Here is a 17,018-nt window from a genome sequence, read left to right as displayed (position 1 = left end):
TGCCTCGGGGCTGTAATTCAGGTGGCAGGCCAGGCAACCTCCGCCACGGCTGCTTTCGTTAACCGGGCCATATTCTGTTTTTGGATTTCCAAGATGGCAGCGAACACATAAATTACGCAAATGCTCGTCGGCAGCCGAATTCCCGAGATGATGTACATTGGCCAGCTCATCGGGATTATCCTGTTCGTTGAAGACAAAACGATCAACACTGATCATTCCGCTCAGAGTGGCCATTAAACCGGTGGGTACGCGCTCAACAATTTGCGGGTGGCACTGTGTAGTTCCGCACGATTGTGGGGCGGTTGCCAGGTTTCCCGGAATAAGGATCATATTGTCATGCGACTGATTCTTACCGGTTGCAAACGGATTGCCGCCATGACAGGAAACACACCCAATGGCCTCAGGCGAATGCGAATCGGTAAGGCCATGCGTTTCCGAGTGGCAGGCCAGGCAGCTTTCTTTTCGTCCCTGAATAATAGGGGAGGCGATTGCTGTTTCCAATGCAAATTCAGGAGTTAGTTTTACAATTGGCGATTTAAAATTATTCAGCACTTCGTAACGGTAATTCTCCTGCCACGGATTTTTCCATTGCCAACGGTCACCTCTGAAAAACAAACCGATTATCGTTAAAACCAGGTAGAAAGCGGTAAAAACCAATAAACTTCGTTTGCTGAGAAACATGGTTTTTCCCTGCGCTGAATTAACCAGGTAAAGTAAAACGAGCAAAACCAGAAAAAGCAGTAATGACCAGGCCGGGTGGCTCAGCCAGTGCAATATTTCCTGGAAACCGACAAAGTACCACGGGCCTTTTACTGCCGGATTCAGATTGTCGTGTAACGGTGCGCTGAAAAGATAGCTAAATGCCAAAACGCCAATTGCCGAAACAACAAAATCAAGAACAGGTGGCCAGTATTTTCTTCGGCTGTGCTCAATCATTATTACGGCAATAAAAACGGTAAATGTGGTTATGTGGTGCACGTAAATTAACTGGTAACTATCTGGGTGCCCCAGCAATGAAAATGCCAGCGACTGGCCAATTAACGGAACGCGCTCTGCAAGTGTTTGTAATATTTGCCGGGCCTGCTCGCTGTCGGAATCGCCTTTTAGCAGAAAGCCGGTGATCATGGCCAGGAATATGATTAATACACCAATACTCAGCCGGAATGCCATTCCTTTTTTTAGGTCGATTTTTTCTTTGTAATGAAAATGATCGTAAAGATGAATAAGGCAGAAAACAAGGAAGAACTGCGAGCTCCAGTAATGGTAGTTACGGATAAGCGCAGCCCACGGATTGGCGACGATCATTGTGCTTACACTCAGGTAAGGCGATTCAACATTAAAAGGAACGGCAAGCAAAATGCCGGATAAAATAACCAGCCAGAACAGGGCCACGGCCACTGTTCCAAATGTTGTTTTATCATTCTTCTTTGCCATTTTATCCTTTAATTGTTATTGATTTTCCGTCGTCAGAAACCGATGAGTCGAGTATCTTAAGATTTTTGTATGCCGGTCCTTTTATAACCTGTCCTTGCAGATCGTATTCCGAACCATGACAGGGACAAACCAGTTTGCCGCTTTCCATTTTGTCAATTTTACATCCCAGGTGGCTGCAATGCGATGAAAAAACCTTTGTGTGATGATCTGAATTTACAATAATGTATTTGTCGAAAAACTGCACTTCCTTGCTCATGTTCAGAGGAACCGACACTTCTTCAGCACCGGAAGTTGCAATATGTTGGAGCGTTAATTTATTCCAGACGAATGCAAAAAACGAAACAAATCCTACCGCCGCAACTTTCAAAAAAACTCTTCGGTTTTTGGTTTTCATTCCCATTTTCTTTGAGACAAATGTAATAAATTGAGAAAACTAGGAAATTGGAAATTTTTCTGTTTAATAAATGTTAAGAAAGTGACCTAAATCACATTATGCTATTAAGTCAAATTTTATGACTAAACAGATCAAATAAACTCTGTTTCGAAAGAATGGGCGATATGTTAAAAAACCTGTTTCCCGATAAGGTCGCACTGTTATTTATGGCTATTTTTATCTCCTCTTAATGATTAGGGTAAGTGTTTGTAAATAAGTGCTATGGAATTGGTAGGATGAGATGTTCCTTCAAAGATATCGTGCTTATTTTTAATGGTTTCAAATTAAGTATGTTAATAACCATTGTACAAAATGATTTCTATATTTGCGCCCATATCTAAAAATATAGATAGGTATATATGAATAACTGTAAAAAGATGCTAAACTCTTATTCTTTGGCGCTTTTTAGAAACAGTTTTGGAAGAATGAGAAACGTGTTCAGCATTAAAGAAATAGAAAGATAAATAACCATGTGAGAAAGCATTTTTCATGCTGAGTTTGAAGAAAGCGTGTTACATGAGTTACCAATAAAATAAACTATTTAGACGAATGAAGACAAGACGGGATTTTATCAAAATTTCAACTGCCGGTGCCGGAGCTGCTGCCATAAGTTTTAAGGCTTTGGGATCAAAAGGTTTCGGGCTCTTCGAATCGAAGACCGAAGGTCCGGTAAGTGATGAGGATCTTACTCCGTATCCAACTTATTGCGAAGTATGTTTTTGGAAATGTGCTGCGTGGGCTTATGTCGATAAAAACGGAACTATACGAAAAGTTGTTGGTAATAAGAACGACCCGCATTGTAACGGTCGTTTGTGTCCGCGAGGAACAGGCGGCGTTGGTATGGTTTACGACGAAGATCGTTTAAAAACACCGCTGATAAGAGATACGCGCAAGGATGGTACTCAATATTTCAGAGAAGCAACATGGGATGAGGCACTGAACAAAGTTGCCGATAAGATGAAGGAAGTAAAAGAAAAGTACGGTCCTGAAGCTTTTGGTTTGTTCAATCACGGAACTCCCGGAGGTCATTTTCACCATTTGCTACGTGCTTATGGTTCGGAAAGTAATGCCGAGCCTGCGTTTGCCAATTGTCGTGGCCCGCGTTCGTCGGCTTATTTTTCAACATTTGGGGCCTATGTTGGCTCGCCCGAATGTACCGATATCAGAGATACCAAATGTTTGGTGTTAATTGGTTCACATCTGGGCGAGAACATGCACAACTCGCAGGTGCAGGAAATGTCGGATGCCATTGACAACGGTGCAACTATCATCACAGTTGATCCGCGTTTTTCAACGGCAGCAGCGCATTCAAATCACTGGTTGCCCATTAAACCGTCAACCGATATTGCTTTGTTAATGGCATGGATTCACGTGTTGATTTACGAAGGTTTATACGATAAAGATTACGTTGAGCAATATACATTTGGTCTTGACTATTTAAAAGACCATGTAAAAAATATGACTCCGGAGTGGGCGTATGGCATCACTACCATCGAGCCGGAAGAAATCAGAAGAACAGCACGCGCGATGGCTGATGCAGCGCCTGCGGTAATTATTCACCCGGGACGCCACGTGGTTTGGTACGGCGACGATACACAACGCGGACGTGCTATGGCAATTCTTACTGCCTTGTTGGGATCATGGGGAAAACGCGGAGGATTATATTTTCCTGAGGGCGTTTCTGTTCCTGCTTACCCACACCCACATTTTCCTGAACCAAAATGGACGTGGAAAGACTGGAATGCCGGTCGTTACCCGCTGGCAACAATGGGAATTACCACCGAGGCTTTAAAAGCATCAATTCCAAGATACAATTATAAACACCAGCTAAAAGCATGGTTGGTGGCCGGAACAAACCTGCCACTGTCGATGCCGGATAAACCCTTGTTTAAAGAAGCTGCTGATTCAGTTGAGTTTATTGCGGTAATGGATACCATGCCTATGGACATTACGGGTTATGCCGATGTGATTTTCCCGGAAGCAACTTACCTGGAACGTTACGATGTAATACGTTCGGCCGCTAACCGCGAGCCAAACATTGCATTGCGTATGCCGGCTATCGAACCAAAATACGATTCGAAACCGGGTTGGTGGATTGCCAAACAAATTGGCGAACGTTTGGGCTTGCACGACTACTTTAACTACGATGATTATTCGGAAGTAATCGACTGGCAGTTAAAACAGCTGGGAACTTCGCTGGAAGAAATGAAGAAAATCGGTGTAAAAAAATTCCCGCGTAAAAGTGGTCCGCTTTATTTGGGTGATGGCGAAGATTATGATTTCAATACCACCACCGGAAAAATTGAACTGTATTCAGTTGATTTTGCCGACCACGGTTTTGATCCGATTCCTAACTATACAAAACATCCGGAGCCACCGCAGAATTTCTACCGTTTGATTTATGGTCGTGCGCCAATGCACACTTTTAGCCGCACATCGAACAACCCGCATTTATCAGATCTGATGAGCGAAAACAGCGTTTGGGTAAATCCAAAAGTTGCCGACTTGTGGGGACTGAAAAACGGACAGGAAGTGTGGTTGAAAAACCAGGACGATGCGATCACTTCGTTCCCTGTAAAAGTGCGGGTAACCGAACGAATTCGATGGGACTCGGTGTATATGGTTCACGGATTTGGACATAAAAACAAAAAACTCTCGAGGGCTTTTGGAAAAGGAGCCGCCGATACCGAAATGATTACCAACGTTGCCGTTGACCCGATTATGGGCGGTACCGGAATGAGAGGTAACTTTATAACATTTTTAACAGAAGATCCTGCACTGGAAGAAAAGGAGGTTAAAGCATGAGATATGCAATGGCGATCGACACAAAAAAATGTGTTGGGTGTGGCGACTGTGTAGTGGCCTGTCAAACTGAGAATAATGTACCGCATGGTTACTGTCGCGACTGGATTGTTGAACGCGTTGACGGAACTTACCCAAGTTTAAGTCTTGAATTTCGTTCGGAGCGTTGTAATCACTGCGATAATTCTCCGTGTGTGCGGTGTTGTCCAACCGGGGCAAGTCATATTGAAGAAGGGGGAATTGTTTCCGTTACTCCCCATAAATGTATTGGTTGTGGCGCCTGTATTCAGTCGTGCCCGTACGATGCACGTTACTCGCATCCCGATGGTTATGTTGATAAATGTACCTTCTGTTTGCACCGCGTTCAGAAAGGACAAAAAACGGCTTGTGTTGATGTGTGTCCTACCAAGTGTTTGCATTTTGGCGATTTGGACGATCCGAACAGCGATGTTTCGCTGGCTATTAAAGACCGTTCATGGAAAGTACTGGCACCTGAAGCCGGAACAAAACCACAATTGTATTTTCTAACCTAACACTTAAACCTGATAGAAGATGAAACGAGTAAGTGAAGAGTTTATCACATCGAATAGACATTATAAACGAGTTCCATCGAATACCTTTGAAAATTAACAATCTTAATGAGATGAAAGAAGAATTATTTGTAAGCGGACGAAATATTCCGAACATCGATCCATACCTCAATATATGGCACTGGCAAATTCCACTCTATTTGTTTTTAGGTGGTTTGGCTGCCGGTATATTGTTTTTTGCCGGATATTTTGTTGTCAGGGGTAAAGAAAAAGAAATGAAGACAACAGTTAAAATTGCTCCGATCATTGCACCAATTGCACTGGTACTGGGCTTGTTTGCGCTGTTTCTGGATTTGAAACATAAACTTTTCTTTTGGCAATTGTATACAACCATCCGATTGGAATCGCCAATGGGTTGGGGAGCCTGGACATTGATGATCATTACTCCGATATCGTTTATCTGGGTGGCCAGTTACATGAAAGAACTGATACCGGGCTGGCACTGGAAATTTGATTTTCTCGAGAAGTTCGAAGCTTTTGTAATAAAACACAGAGTTAGCCTGGCTTGGATTATGATGATTTATGCAATCATCCTGGGTGTTTATACCGGTATATTGCTTTCAGCATTTAATGCGCGTCCGTTGTGGAACACATCCATACTTGGGCCACTGTTCCTGGTTTCGGGATTCTCTACGGGGCTTGCCGCCATTATCTGGATGAGTAAAGATGCCAATGAAAGAAAAATATTAAGCAGGATCGATCTTGTTTTTATTTTCATCGAAATCTTCCTTATCGTCCACCTTTTTATGGGATTTTTAGCCGGTTCGGAAACAGCTATCGAAGCTGCAAACTTGTTCCTTGGCGGAGAATTTACTGTCAGTTTCTGGGTGTTTGTAGTGGTTATCGGATTAATCTTTCCGGCCTTGTTCGAAACACTCGAAATTTGGGGAATGCACGTGCCGAAATGGTTACCTCCGGTAATGATATTGTTTGGTGGTTTTATGTTCCGTTTTATTATGGTTGAAGCCGGACAGATAACACGTTACCTCTATTGATAATTTTATAAGTATAGAAAATGAATTTAGAAAAAGATACAATACAACAACCGAAATACATCAATCCTTATCTGGGTGGTGTTTTACTCGGGTTAGTGGTTCTGGCAACCGTTTTTATTACCGGTCGAGGGTTGGGTGCCAGCGGAGCAGTTAAAAGTGCAGTTGTAACAACATCAAATACTATTGCGCCAAAAGCTACTGAGGCAAACCATTATATGAGCCAGTTTATTAGCGACGATCATTCACCAATGTATACCTGGCTGGTATTCGAATCATTGGGGCTTTTACTGGGTGGTGTTCTTTCGGGAATTGTTTTCGGAAGGATCAAGAAATTCAGAATTGACAAAGGACCTCGTATTTCTAACAGAAAACGACTCATTTTGGCCCTTATCGGCGGAGCTCTTTTTGGTTTGGGTAGTCAGTTTGGTCGTGGATGTACCAGTGGAGCCGCATTAAGTGGTACGGCTACTTTTGCCTTGGGGGGCGTAATTGTAATGTTTGCCATTTTTGGTACCGGGTACGCAGTGGCTTACTTTTTCAGAAAATATTGGATCTGATAAGAAAGTTCGCAGTCGCAGTTGGCAGTATGCAAATAAGAAATCGCTGAAAACTGAGACAGAGAACTGAGTATCAAAAAAAGATGAATTATCATTCAAACAATAGAACATTAAAAAAATAAGATATGGGACCTTTAATTCCTAATGGTGTAATTGGCGGCGGATGGGATTTTGTTATCGCAATTTTGCTGGGAGTCGCTTTTGGATTTGTTCTCGAAGCATCAGGCTTTTCTTCATCAAGAAACCTGGCCGGTGTATTTTACGGCTATAACTTTGTTGTGCTTCGCGTATTTTTTACTGCCTTAATCGTAGCAATGGTTGGTCTGCTATATTTCGATTATGTAGGTTGGCTGAATCTCTCGCAAATATTTATTCTTCCCACGTTTTTAACCCCAATGATAGTTGGTGGTGTAATAATGGGAGTTGGTTTTGTGCTGGGGGGCTTTTGCCCGGGAACCAGCTTTACCGGAATTGCCATTGGTAAACTTGATGCATTGTTTTTTACAATAGGACTTTATCTGGGAATCTTCGGATTTTCACTGGCATATCCTCTTTTCGAAGACTTCTTTACCAGCGGAGACATGGGAAATGTAACGCTTATGGAAATCACCGGACTTCCGGCTCCGTACTTTGCCGTGGCATTTACAGTGGTAGCACTTGCTGCCTTTTGGGGAACAATGTTTGTCGAGAAGCGCGTGCGTAAAAACATGAAGCAATATAAATTCTAAACGACTGAAAGAGATGAAACGACCATGAGAAAAACTTTCACACAAACGCGAATGACTATAATCATGGGAGTTCCATCTGTTACCTAAAAGAATAAATAAATTTAAACAGATGAATAGAAACTATATTTTACTAACCGTACTTATGCTTGTTTTGGCGGTAGGCACCTTGTTTTTAACCACTGATGACGAGCCAAAACAAATTGCTCCTGAGGAGTTGTTGCAGCAAATTATTCAGCCTACACGATATGTAACAACCGACCAGGTAGCCAAGATGATCATTCAGGGCGACCCGTCGTTGTTAATGGTTGACGTACGTTCGGCAGATGAGTATAACGAATATGCATTGCCGGGTTCGGTAAATATTCCGCTTGAGGAACTTTTGAACGAAGGCAATATGGGATACTTCGGAGTACCCGGAGTTAAAGTGGTATTTATTTCCAACGACGATATCCGTGCCGATCAAACATGGGTATTAACCAAACGTTTGGGAGTTGATGGCACGTACGTAATGAAAGGTGGCTTAAACTGTTGGATGCAAACCATAATTGAGCCTTCGCAACCTGATGCCGATGCACCTTCTGTTGATCATGCGCTTTATGCCTTTCGCAAGGGAGCACAAATTTATTTCACAGGCGCCGAGTCGGCAACTACCGACGACGGTAATGTTGAAGTGCAGGTTCGCCGAAGAGAAAAAACAAATGTTGCAGCCGGTGGTTGCTAATTTCTAACTATCGAAAAAATTAATAGCATGCATATACATGAACGAAATCCGTGGAGAACATTAATCGCAGTATCCGTATTTGTGGTTATTCTCGTTATTGGTTTTTTAACCATGCCAAAACCGTTGATTGAATACGAAAAAAGCATGGACGAAAGCATAGAGGCTTTGCTCAATGGAGAGGACTATTTCTACCCCTGGGAGCTGGAAGATGTGATTGCCAATAAACCCGATAGTATCGTTTTGTTTGATATCCGCGACAACTTCGTGTTCGGACAGGGGCATATTCCCGGAGCCGAGAATTTGTCGGCAAGTACTTTGGCCGATCCCGATAACCTGGAGCGTTTAACAGCACTTCGCGATATGGGTGTAACCATTGTTCTATATGGCGAAAACGAACTACAGGCCAATGGCCCGTGGATGTTTTTCCGACAGGTAGGTTTTAACAACATCAAACTGTTACTGGGTGGTTATGAGTATTACAAAGCCAATGAAGATGATTTGTACAGTACTATTGACGACGATGCATATTTTAGCGGATTTCCGCGGTTTAACTATGCTGAGATGGCCGCCCCAAAAGACGGTTCTGATTTAAATGCCGATCAGGACAATAAACCTGTTCAGGTACGCCGCCGCGAAAAAACAAGTGTTGCCGCAGGAGGTTGCTAAAAAACCATATTAGTATATATTAAAAGTCCCGGTGAATTTTTTCATCGGGACTTTTTTTGATTGTGCTGAAATGAAATTCTCCCGGATTTGCGCTACATTTTGGTGATGGTCTCACTCAAAGTGAGGCTATCACTTGGTTGCTGTTCCTTTTCAGACCTTCAAGGTTTCGAAACCTTGAAGGTCTTGTAACAGACTTTTACTGCTGTACCAAAAGTAGAAATCATAAACATTGATTTTCCTTTTCCTGAAATTTCATCAAAGTCAATTTTTAATCCAACGATTGCATTTGCTCCAAGATTTGTCGCTTTAGTTTTTAGTTGGTCTATTCCGATTTTATAAATCTTTTGCAGTTTTGATTGATAAGTGTCTGACAAGCCACCAAATAAATCAGTTAGTGAAGCTCCAAAATCAGAAAAGAAGTTTGTTCCGACTACAACATTGGTAGAAATTACGTCAATATACTTTTCAATTTTAGCTCCTTCAATTGAGTTTGTTGATGTAGTAATTATTTTATGCATCTCTTATGGTATCAATTTGAATGTTTGATAATTCTTTTAAGAAAAGGCCCGGAAACCCCGGGCCCATCCTCATTAACCTTTTAAACAATATGATAATTAACTGTCCACAATAACGCGTGCAGCAATGTATCCGTTGTAAAACCCCGGATCGCGTCGCTTAAACAAGCTCATTACTTTGTCCAGTTGGTTATCCAAAATAGTATCGGCCTCTTCAAAAAGCAACTCCAGGCTTTTGGTGGCTTCTACCGATGCAATTTTATAGGCCCGTGGCTGGCCGTTAATGGCCAAAAACTCATCAAAATCGGTTTTTAAACCCTCTACTTGTTCGCGGGTAACACCGTATTCTGTTGTCAGTACTTCAATATTGGCTTCTACGGCTTCAATTATGGCCTTAATCGCCGGAATAAAATCGGCATTACGCAGCCGGTAAAGGCTGGTGTACGAGGCACTCATTTTAAGCCGAAGCTTTTCGTCGCCGGTAATCGAGGCAAAAGCTTCAACACTGTCGTTCAGGATATCGGCCTTTTCGGCCACTACACTTTTAATTTGTGTTTTGGTTTTACCCAAAAATACCTGCGCTTGTTGCTGCTCGTACTGCACCGTATCAATTTGGGTAATTACGGCTGTAAACGCATTTTTAAACTCGCCAACTTTTGGGATAGTGGCCCAAAGAGCCGACTTACTGTCGAGGTACGACGATACAGCATCGTACATCTCTTTTTTGTTAATTTGATTTTTATTCATCGTTTGAGAATCTAAGAATTATTATGCTAGTTAAGACTTTTTAGACTAAAAACAAAACATATGTATTCTAGATATCAGTTTATTGGGTAATTGGATTTAGCGATGGTCAACGTATTCCATGCCTCCCGTCATTTTCCTGTTTTTCAACATAAGGCAATAATTGTTCGCTTTAAAGTGCTTATTGTTTCACCCAAAATCCTTATTGCTTTAACTGAAATTGCCATTGCTTTAGTTAAAGTTGTTATTGCTTCACTTCAAATGGTTATTGCTTTAACCGAAGTCGTTATTGCTTTAACCGAAGTCGTTATTGCTTTAATTGAAGTCGTTATTGCTTTAATTGAAGCGCTCGTTGCTTTACTTCAAGTGGTCGTTGCTTTAATCAAAGTTGTTATTGCTTGAGTTAAAATGCTCATTGCTTTACCTGAAATTGCTATTGCTTTACTTGAACTTGTTATTGCTTCACTTCAAATGGTTATTGCTTTAACCGAAGTCGTTATTGCTTTAATTGAAGCGCTCGTTGCTTTACTTCAAGTGGTCGTTGCTTTAATCAAAGTTGTTATTGTTTGAGTTAAAATGCTCATTGCTTTACCTGAAATTGTCGTTGCTATTGTAGAACTGGTTACTGAATAAAAACACTTTGGGTTTTTATTGGAATCATTTTTGTAAAGCGTTCTGCTGTAATAATTGTTATATTCGAAATTAAAATAGAAACACATGTCAAAGATCCTGGTAATAGACGACGAGAGAAGCATCAGAAATACGCTAAAAGATATTCTTGAATACGAGAAATATGAAGTAGATCTGGCAGAAGATGGAACTAAAGGAATTGAGAAAATTCGTTCGGCCGAGTACGATATTGTACTTTGTGATATAAAAATGCCGGGACTGGATGGCATTGAAGTCTTGGAACGCCTGGTGGTTTTGGCTCCCGATACTCCGGTGGTAATGATATCCGGACACGGAAATATTGATACCGCTGTTGATTCGATAAAAAAAGGTGCTTTCGATTATATCGAAAAACCACTTGATTTAAACCGTTTGCTGATCACCATTCGCAATGCCATGGATAAATCAACCCTGGTTACCGAAACCAAAATTCTGAAGAAAAAGGTTAATAAGAAATTTGAAATCGTGGGCGAGTCAAAAGCCATTACCGAAATTATTGAAATGGCCGACCGCGTTGCTCCAACCGATGCCCGGGTATTAATTACCGGAGCCAACGGATCGGGGAAAGAGCTGGTAGCCCGCCGTATTCACGATCATAGCAATCGCGCGTCAGGGCCATTTGTTGAGGTGAATTGTGCGGCTATTCCGTCGGAATTGATCGAGAGTGAGCTGTTTGGACATGAAAAAGGAGCTTTTACTTCGGCAGTAAAACAGCGTAAAGGGAAATTTGAGCAGGCCAATGGCGGAACACTTTTCCTGGATGAAATTGGCGATATGAGCCTTTCGGCACAAGCCAAAGTTCTGCGTGCATTGCAGGAAAGTATTATCAGCCGTGTTGGTGGCGATAAACACATAAAAGTTGACGTGCGAGTAGTGGCTGCTACCAATAAAAACCTGGCCAACGAGATTGATCAGAATAAATTCCGCGAAGACCTTTATCATCGTTTAAGTGTGATTCTGATTCATGTTCCAACACTTAACGAGCGGCTTGATGATATTCCTTTACTGGCCAATCATTTTATTAAACAAATTTGCAGCGAGTACGGTATGCAGGAAAAAACAATTACAGAGAAGGGCATAACCGAGTTGCAAAAAATTAACTGGACCGGTAATATTCGTGAGTTCCGGAATGTAATTGAACGGCTTATTATTTTGTGCGATAAGGAAATTACCGAGGCTGATGTATTAAAATTCGCCGCTCCTTTAAAATAGAATTCCTTAAATTATTCCTCAATCTAAAAACATCTTGACTGATTTGTTGTTAAGTATGTAACAAAGTAGTTTATAACGTTCTGTAACGTTAGCTATTAAAGATATAAGCCTCTGGTTTCGGAAGTCAATTTGTCATGGCGTATTATTAATCTTTCCCTCGGGAAAATATTTTCTTCCGTTTTCAGAGGCTTTTCTTTTGCAAATTTTCCATTGATATTAAATAGAAATTTCACGCAGAGAACGCTAAGTTTTCGCGAAGAACGCAAACCAGATTCCTGCACCTTTGCGAATTTTGCGCTTCTTTTTTCCTTTGCGTGAAACGATATTAATCTTAAAACTCCGTAGGAGTTCGATTATAATAGGGATTCCAAAGAAAAAGTAAACAACCCGGTACGGGTTGGATAACCAATATTATCTCGTTTTAAAATTCCACCTTAAACAGGTAAAAAATCACATTAAGAATAATGTAAAGCAAGATGATCAGCGCCAGTCCGTAAACGTTTAAAACGATTAATAAAATGGCTGATATTGCCAGGAAGAGGTAACGATACCAGTTCTCTTTTAAACGCAGGTTTTTCACTTTAAGCGAAAACATGGGTAAGTTGATTACCATTATCCCCGACATAAAAATACCCAGGATAACCAGGTTTTTTGTGGAATACAGCGATTGAAAAATATCGTGGTATTTCGGGAATTCGAGCATCAACCCAAGTGAAGCCCAAAATATTCCGTTTGATGGAATGGGCAAACCTCTGAAAAATGGTTCGTCGCTTGTAAACACATTAAATTTTGCCAGGCGGATAGCTCCAAAAACCGGAACTAAAAATGCGGAGAAAAGAATAATCCACTGCCACCAATCTGCAGTAATTTCGTGTATCGGTTGGTTTTCGCCGAATAATGAAAACTCGAGCAAAGTAAAAAGAATAGCACCCGGAGCCACACCAAACGAAACCAGATCGGATAAGGAATCGAGCTGTTTCCCGATTTCAGAATAGGCTTTTAATGCTCGTGCTGCCAGCCCGTCGGCAAAGTCGAAAACCGAGGCGGCGCAAATAAAAATTCCTGCCCAGATCAGGTGTCCGTCGATGGCAAAAATTGTAGCTATTACTCCTGATAAAAGGTTGAGGGTGGTAATAAAATTGGGTATCTGTTTAATAATGTTCTTCATTTGTTGTTACGCTTTACACGTTTCCGGTAAAAATGAGCCAAATAAAAATTGCAGGGATAACAAAAAGCAAACTATCCAGGCGGTCTAAAAATCCACCGTGACCGGGTAAAAATGTGCCCGAGTCCTTTACATCGATTTCGCGTTTTATCTTCGATTCGAATAAGTCGCCCAATGTGCCAAAAGCCACGGTAAGTACCGCAATAACAATCCAGCTAAGCATACTTACAGCCTGGAACATAACCGCATTTACTATTCCCATAATAATGGCAAAAACGGCACCTCCAATTAGGCCTTCCCACGATTTTGCAGGCGATATATTTTTACACATTTTGTGTTTGCCAAACTGTGTGCCCACCAGGTAAGCTGCCGAATCGTTTATCCACAGAATAAAAAATACGCCAACCATTATCCACGGATAAAAGGTATTTTGCCCGTTAATTGAGGTGTGCACAACAAAGTTCATCAAACTAAACGGCAGCGCAATGTAGGCAAAACCCAATGTGCTTGAACCCGCATTCTTTAGGGTGTCTTTGTCGCTTCTGAAAATTTCTACAATAAGCAGGATAACAACAATGGCAATAAAACTAAAGCCAAACTGGCGCGGCAGATAATTATTCGATAAGCCAAAACAAATCAGGAAAAAGATAACGCCAAAAATACTTCCGATAATTCGCGAAGGATGATGGCCGGCTTTTTCCACCATGGCATAAAATTCGTATTGGGTGATAAATAAAAGTGTTGCAAATACCACCGCAAAAATGATCGGATGCAGCAGCGTTCCGCCCAGCATTACGGCTATATAAATAACTCCGGTAAGAGAGCGTTTAAGTAAATTACTCACCTTTTAATTCTTTGATTAGGTTTATAGCTTCGTTACGGTTTTCTTCAGCAACATAAATTTTGTACTCGCCAAAATTCTGGTATGCCGAATCGTGTTGGTTAAGAACAACAATTTTTATCCCGGCACTTTCAAGCAGGTCTTTGGCCATTTCTGCTTTGTATTCGTGTGCTGTCATAAAAATCATTTCCCAACCTTTCTCCATGCTGCAAAGTTAACAAAATCTGGTTTCCGAGAAGTTAAATAGTGTGAAGCTAGTAGATAAACACATGCAATTCGCGTGGTCCGTGAGCGCCCAGAACCAGCGTTTTTTCAATATCAGCAGTTCGGCTTGGGCCTGTAATTAAAGTAACCTGCGAAGGCAACTGATCGGGATATTTCTCCCGTATTTTAGCGTAAGCGGTATGCAGATAGTCAACCAGCTGGTCTTTCCGGGCAATAACAAGGTGTTGCGGCGGGTACACCGATAGTTGTCGTCCTCCCTGTAATGCCGAACTTACCATTACCGATCCGGTGTGAGCGATTAAAAACTCGCAGGATGTTATTCCTGCTTCTATAGTTTGTTGCCTTTTCTGGTAATCGTGATGTCCAATCCCGTTTTTTGTGAGTAATTCCTGAAGTTCTTTTTCAGCGCAAACCACTTCTGTTTTTGGAACATCCTGCAACACCGTTTTTAGCCTCTCAACAAGCTCTTCTTCCGATTTGCACAAATAAACACTCCCGTTTACCGCCTCCAGGTTTTCTTTAAATGCCTGACTTAAAGATTTTTCAATAGCGTGATAAACGGGAGCGTCAAAATCAGGCATCTCCGGCTCGGGGTGAATAGCTTTTTTTAGCTTGTTCAGTATTTCTTCGCGAGCCGATGCCATTTATTCTGTTGTTGTTTCCTCTTCGTGATTTTCTTCGGTTTTTGTTTCTTTCGTTTCTTTCAGCTCGGCGTTTGCTGGTTTATCGCCGTTTCCATTTTCCGAGATTGCGTGTTTTTTGTCCCACGGGCGTTTGCCAAATATCTCTTCCAGGTCTTCGCTGAAAATTACTTCCCGCTCAAGAAGCAGTTTCGCTAACTTGGCGTGCCCTTCTTGATTCTCTAGTAATACCTGTTTGGCACGTATGTATTGGCTGTCAATCAGTACTTTTACTTCCTCGTCAATCAGCTCTGCCGTTTTTTCGCTGTACGGTTTGGTAAATGTAAAGTCTGATTGACCGGTTGAATCGTAAAAGCTGATGTTCCCAACTTTTTCACTCATTCCGAAAATACTAACCATTGCATAAGCCTGCTTGGTTACTTTTTCCAGGTCGTTTTGTGCTCCCGACGAAATTTTACCAAAGGTAATTTCTTCTGCTGCACGTCCGCCCAATGCCGACGCCATTTCATCCAACAACTGTTCTTTGGTGGTAATCGATCTTTCTTCGGGCAAATACCAGGCTGCTCCCAGTGCTTTACCACGCGGAACGATAGTTACCTTAACCAGCGGATGCGCATATTCCAGCAGCCAGCTAATGGTGGCGTGACCCGCTTCGTGAAAGGCAATTGTTTTCTTTTCTTCCTGCGAAATGATTTTATTTTTCTTTTCCAAACCACCGATAATACGGTCAACGGCATCAAGGAAATCCTGTTTTGTTACCGAATCCCTGTTTCTGCGGGCTGCTATTAAGGCAGCTTCGTTACAAACATTGGCAATGTCGGCACCCGAGAATCCCGGCGTTTGTTTGGCCAGAAAGTCAACTTTTACCTCTTCGCTCAGTTTTAAGGGACGTAAATGAACATTGAAAATCTCACCACGCTCATTCAGGTCGGGCAATTCAACGTGAATCTGGCGGTCGAAACGGCCGGCACGCATTAAGGCACGGTCCAGAATATCGGCACGGTTGGTAGCTGCCAGAATGATTACCCCGCTGTTGGTGTCAAAACCATCCATTTCGGTAAGCAGCTGGTTCAGCGTATTTTCGCGTTCGTCGTTCGATCCCATATTTGGGTTTTTACCACGTGCACGTCCGATGGCGTCAATCTCGTCGATAAACACAATACACGGTGCTTTTTCTTTGGCTTGTTTAAACAAATCGCGAACACGCGATGCTCCTACTCCCACAAACATTTCAACAAAATCGGAACCCGACATGCTGAAAAACGGAACATTTGCTTCGCCGGCAACTGCTTTTGCAAGCAGGGTTTTACCCGTTCCCGGAGGGCCAACCAAAAGTGCACCTTTCGGAATTTTACCACCGAGTTTGGTATATTTTGCCGGGCTTTTCAGGAATTCTACAATTTCTTCCACTTCCTGTTTGGCCTCTGCCAGTCCGGCAACATCTTTAAAGTTTGTCGATACTCTCTGGTCTTTATCAAAAACTTTGGCCTGCGATTTTCCGACATTAAAAATACCACCGGCGCCACCTCCTCCGGCACCACCGCGGCTCATCCTTCGGAAAATCCACCACCACAGCAATATTATCAGTACAAACGGGCCAATCGACCAAATAATGTCGCGTGCCCAATTCTGCTCATCTTCGTACACCGGAAAGACTTTGTCTTCCATGTTTTCCTGTGCAACCTTCAGGTCATCGGCAAAATTTTCAATCGGTCCGGTATTTAGTTTAAAATGCGGGCCAATATCTGATGGTTTCGAGAAGTTCCCTTCAAACTGCGATTCGTAATTTTTTATCCGGTCTTCTTTCAAATATATCCGGGCAATTTTTTCATTTATTACTACAATACGTTTAACATCGCCGTTTTGCAACATTTGTTTTACTTCGGGCCACGACGTGTCAACAGGGCCTTTGCTGGTGCTGATGTAATATTGAACGATTAGAAAAACAACAGCAATAATTCCGTATATCCAATAGGCATTAAATTTTGGCGGTTTTCCGTTGTTTTTGGGATTTAGTTTCCCAAAAGGGTTGTTCAGATTGTTCTGATCTTTTTTGTTATTTTGTTTATCTGTCATGGTC

Annotated in this window: 19 protein-coding genes; 10 read left to right on the top strand and 9 right to left on the bottom strand. The window is 42.0% G+C overall.

Translation table 11 applies throughout. From position 1 onward, the window contains the following. Both ABZB17_RS05075 and ABZB17_RS05070 read right to left on the bottom strand, forming a co-directional pair. A partial coding sequence (locus ABZB17_RS05075) for a cytochrome b N-terminal domain-containing protein (protein WP_372648395.1) occupies positions 1-1,434 on the bottom strand: 1,434 nt, incomplete at its 3' end. Between the two features lies 1 nt (position 1,435). Further along, the gene (locus ABZB17_RS05070; RefSeq protein WP_372648394.1) at positions 1,436-1,828 is read right to left on the bottom strand and encodes a ubiquinol-cytochrome c reductase iron-sulfur subunit; all 393 of its coding nucleotides are present in this window, start codon (positions 1,826-1,828) and stop codon (positions 1,436-1,438) included. A gap of 588 nt (positions 1,829-2,416) precedes the next feature. Here ABZB17_RS05070 and ABZB17_RS05065 point away from each other — a divergent pair. The 7 genes from ABZB17_RS05065 (at position 2,417) to ABZB17_RS05035 (ending at position 8,926) form a co-directional block, all read left to right on the top strand. Beyond that, entirely contained in the window at positions 2,417-4,672 is a 2,256-nt protein-coding gene (locus ABZB17_RS05065) for a molybdopterin-dependent oxidoreductase (protein WP_372648393.1), read from the top strand. After that, positions 4,669-5,202, top strand: a complete 534-nt coding sequence (locus ABZB17_RS05060) for a 4Fe-4S dicluster domain-containing protein (protein WP_045026091.1) — start codon at positions 4,669-4,671, stop codon at positions 5,200-5,202. The genes ABZB17_RS05065 and ABZB17_RS05060 overlap by 4 nt, the downstream gene beginning before the upstream one ends. 110 nt (positions 5,203-5,312) lie before the next feature. Further along, positions 5,313-6,254 carry an NrfD/PsrC family molybdoenzyme membrane anchor subunit gene (gene nrfD, locus ABZB17_RS05055; RefSeq protein ID WP_372648392.1) on the top strand — a complete coding sequence of 314 codons (942 nt, stop codon included), beginning with the start codon at positions 5,313-5,315 and terminating at the stop codon, positions 6,252-6,254. A gap of 20 nt (positions 6,255-6,274) precedes the next feature. Next, positions 6,275-6,811 carry a YeeE/YedE thiosulfate transporter family protein gene (locus tag ABZB17_RS05050; RefSeq protein WP_045026093.1) on the top strand — a complete coding sequence of 179 codons (537 nt, stop codon included), beginning with the start codon at positions 6,275-6,277 and terminating at the stop codon, positions 6,809-6,811. A gap of 125 nt (positions 6,812-6,936) precedes the next feature. Then, positions 6,937-7,539, top strand: a complete 603-nt coding sequence (locus ABZB17_RS05045) for a YeeE/YedE thiosulfate transporter family protein (RefSeq protein WP_045026094.1) — start codon at positions 6,937-6,939, stop codon at positions 7,537-7,539. 109 nt (positions 7,540-7,648) lie between these two features. Next, a complete protein-coding gene (locus ABZB17_RS05040; RefSeq protein WP_372648391.1) occupies positions 7,649-8,260 on the top strand; it encodes a rhodanese-like domain-containing protein in 612 nt (203 codons plus the stop codon). A gap of 27 nt (positions 8,261-8,287) precedes the next feature. Next, positions 8,288-8,926 (top strand): rhodanese-like domain-containing protein, encoded by a 639-nt coding sequence (locus tag ABZB17_RS05035; protein ID WP_372648390.1) that lies wholly within the window; start codon positions 8,288-8,290, stop codon positions 8,924-8,926. Positions 8,927-9,084: 158 nt separating this feature from the next. Here the strand turns inward: ABZB17_RS05035 and ABZB17_RS05030 are convergent, their stop codons facing one another. Both ABZB17_RS05030 and ABZB17_RS05025 read right to left on the bottom strand, forming a co-directional pair. Further along, positions 9,085-9,444 carry a YbjQ family protein gene (locus ABZB17_RS05030; RefSeq protein WP_372648389.1) on the bottom strand — a complete coding sequence of 120 codons (360 nt, stop codon included), beginning with the start codon at positions 9,442-9,444 and terminating at the stop codon, positions 9,085-9,087. 96 nt (positions 9,445-9,540) lie between these two features. Further along, positions 9,541-10,188 carry a hypothetical protein gene (locus ABZB17_RS05025; protein WP_372648388.1) on the bottom strand — a complete coding sequence of 216 codons (648 nt, stop codon included), beginning with the start codon at positions 10,186-10,188 and terminating at the stop codon, positions 9,541-9,543. 90 nt (positions 10,189-10,278) lie between these two features. Here ABZB17_RS05025 and ABZB17_RS05020 point away from each other — a divergent pair, with 90 nt between their 5' ends. The 3 genes from ABZB17_RS05020 (at position 10,279) to ABZB17_RS05010 (ending at position 12,066) form a co-directional block, all read left to right on the top strand. After that, positions 10,279-10,587, top strand: coding sequence for a hypothetical protein (locus tag ABZB17_RS05020; RefSeq protein ID WP_372648387.1), 309 nt, complete (start codon positions 10,279-10,281; stop codon positions 10,585-10,587). Between the two features lie 6 nt (positions 10,588-10,593). After that, positions 10,594-10,755 (top strand): hypothetical protein, encoded by a 162-nt coding sequence (locus ABZB17_RS05015; RefSeq protein ID WP_372648386.1) that lies wholly within the window; start codon positions 10,594-10,596, stop codon positions 10,753-10,755. Positions 10,756-10,902: 147 nt separating this feature from the next. After that, positions 10,903-12,066: a sigma-54-dependent transcriptional regulator gene (locus tag ABZB17_RS05010; RefSeq protein ID WP_372648385.1), complete on the top strand. Its 1,164-nt coding sequence runs from the start codon at positions 10,903-10,905 to the stop codon at positions 12,064-12,066. A 421-nt stretch (positions 12,067-12,487) separates the two neighbouring features. On the opposite strand, the gene ABZB17_RS05005 is transcribed toward ABZB17_RS05010, so the two are convergent. The 5 genes from ABZB17_RS05005 to ftsH are packed head-to-tail and all read right to left on the bottom strand — an operon-like array spanning position 12,488 to position 17,014. Then, on the bottom strand, positions 12,488-13,234 hold the full coding sequence (locus tag ABZB17_RS05005; protein ID WP_372648384.1) for a phosphatidylcholine/phosphatidylserine synthase: 747 nt from the start codon (positions 13,232-13,234) through the stop codon (positions 12,488-12,490). A gap of 13 nt (positions 13,235-13,247) precedes the next feature. Further along, positions 13,248-14,075 carry a phosphatidate cytidylyltransferase gene (locus tag ABZB17_RS05000; protein WP_163322295.1) on the bottom strand — a complete coding sequence of 276 codons (828 nt, stop codon included), beginning with the start codon at positions 14,073-14,075 and terminating at the stop codon, positions 13,248-13,250. Next, positions 14,068-14,277, bottom strand: coding sequence for a putative signal transducing protein (locus ABZB17_RS04995; RefSeq protein WP_051567758.1), 210 nt, complete (start codon positions 14,275-14,277; stop codon positions 14,068-14,070). Before ABZB17_RS04995 ends, ABZB17_RS05000 begins: the two co-directional genes overlap by 8 nt. A 49-nt stretch (positions 14,278-14,326) precedes the next feature. Continuing rightward, complete coding sequence (locus tag ABZB17_RS04990; RefSeq protein ID WP_372648383.1) at positions 14,327-14,941, bottom strand: lactate utilization protein C; 615 nt, start codon at positions 14,939-14,941, stop codon at positions 14,327-14,329. Beyond that, positions 14,942-17,014 carry an ATP-dependent zinc metalloprotease FtsH gene (ftsH, locus tag ABZB17_RS04985; RefSeq protein ID WP_372648382.1) on the bottom strand — a complete coding sequence of 691 codons (2,073 nt, stop codon included), beginning with the start codon at positions 17,012-17,014 and terminating at the stop codon, positions 14,942-14,944. Positions 17,015-17,018: the final 4 nt, after the last annotated feature.

The organism is Draconibacterium sp. (assembly GCF_041583095.1).
In the GTDB taxonomy this organism is placed as follows: domain Bacteria; phylum Bacteroidota; class Bacteroidia; order Bacteroidales; family Prolixibacteraceae; genus Draconibacterium.
Note: the sequence above shows the minus strand (reverse complement) of the source record. Positions and strands in the feature narration are given on the sequence as shown.

Coding starts and splice junctions, on each gene's coding strand:
- ABZB17_RS05060 (WP_045026091.1), top strand. CDS start 4,669: ATGAGATATGCAATGGCGATCGACACAAAAAAATGTGTTGGGTGTGGC.
- nrfD (WP_372648392.1), top strand. CDS start 5,313: ATGAAAGAAGAATTATTTGTAAGCGGACGAAATATTCCGAACATCGAT.
- ABZB17_RS05015 (WP_372648386.1), top strand. CDS start 10,594: ATGCTCATTGCTTTACCTGAAATTGCTATTGCTTTACTTGAACTTGTT.
- ABZB17_RS05050 (WP_045026093.1), top strand. CDS start 6,275: ATGAATTTAGAAAAAGATACAATACAACAACCGAAATACATCAATCCT.
- ABZB17_RS05045 (WP_045026094.1), top strand. CDS start 6,937: ATGGGACCTTTAATTCCTAATGGTGTAATTGGCGGCGGATGGGATTTT.
- ABZB17_RS05010 (WP_372648385.1), top strand. CDS start 10,903: ATGTCAAAGATCCTGGTAATAGACGACGAGAGAAGCATCAGAAATACG.
- ABZB17_RS05025 (WP_372648388.1), bottom strand. CDS start 10,188: ATGAATAAAAATCAAATTAACAAAAAAGAGATGTACGATGCTGTATCG.
- ABZB17_RS05030 (WP_372648389.1), bottom strand. CDS start 9,444: ATGCATAAAATAATTACTACATCAACAAACTCAATTGAAGGAGCTAAA.
- ABZB17_RS04995 (WP_051567758.1), bottom strand. CDS start 14,277: ATGGAGAAAGGTTGGGAAATGATTTTTATGACAGCACACGAATACAAA.
- ABZB17_RS05070 (WP_372648394.1), bottom strand. CDS start 1,828: ATGAAAACCAAAAACCGAAGAGTTTTTTTGAAAGTTGCGGCGGTAGGA.
- ABZB17_RS05005 (WP_372648384.1), bottom strand. CDS start 13,234: ATGAAGAACATTATTAAACAGATACCCAATTTTATTACCACCCTCAAC.
- ABZB17_RS05065 (WP_372648393.1), top strand. CDS start 2,417: ATGAAGACAAGACGGGATTTTATCAAAATTTCAACTGCCGGTGCCGGA.
- ABZB17_RS05035 (WP_372648390.1), top strand. CDS start 8,288: ATGCATATACATGAACGAAATCCGTGGAGAACATTAATCGCAGTATCC.
- ABZB17_RS05040 (WP_372648391.1), top strand. CDS start 7,649: ATGAATAGAAACTATATTTTACTAACCGTACTTATGCTTGTTTTGGCG.
- ABZB17_RS04990 (WP_372648383.1), bottom strand. CDS start 14,941: ATGGCATCGGCTCGCGAAGAAATACTGAACAAGCTAAAAAAAGCTATT.
- ftsH (WP_372648382.1), bottom strand. CDS start 17,014: ATGACAGATAAACAAAATAACAAAAAAGATCAGAACAATCTGAACAAC.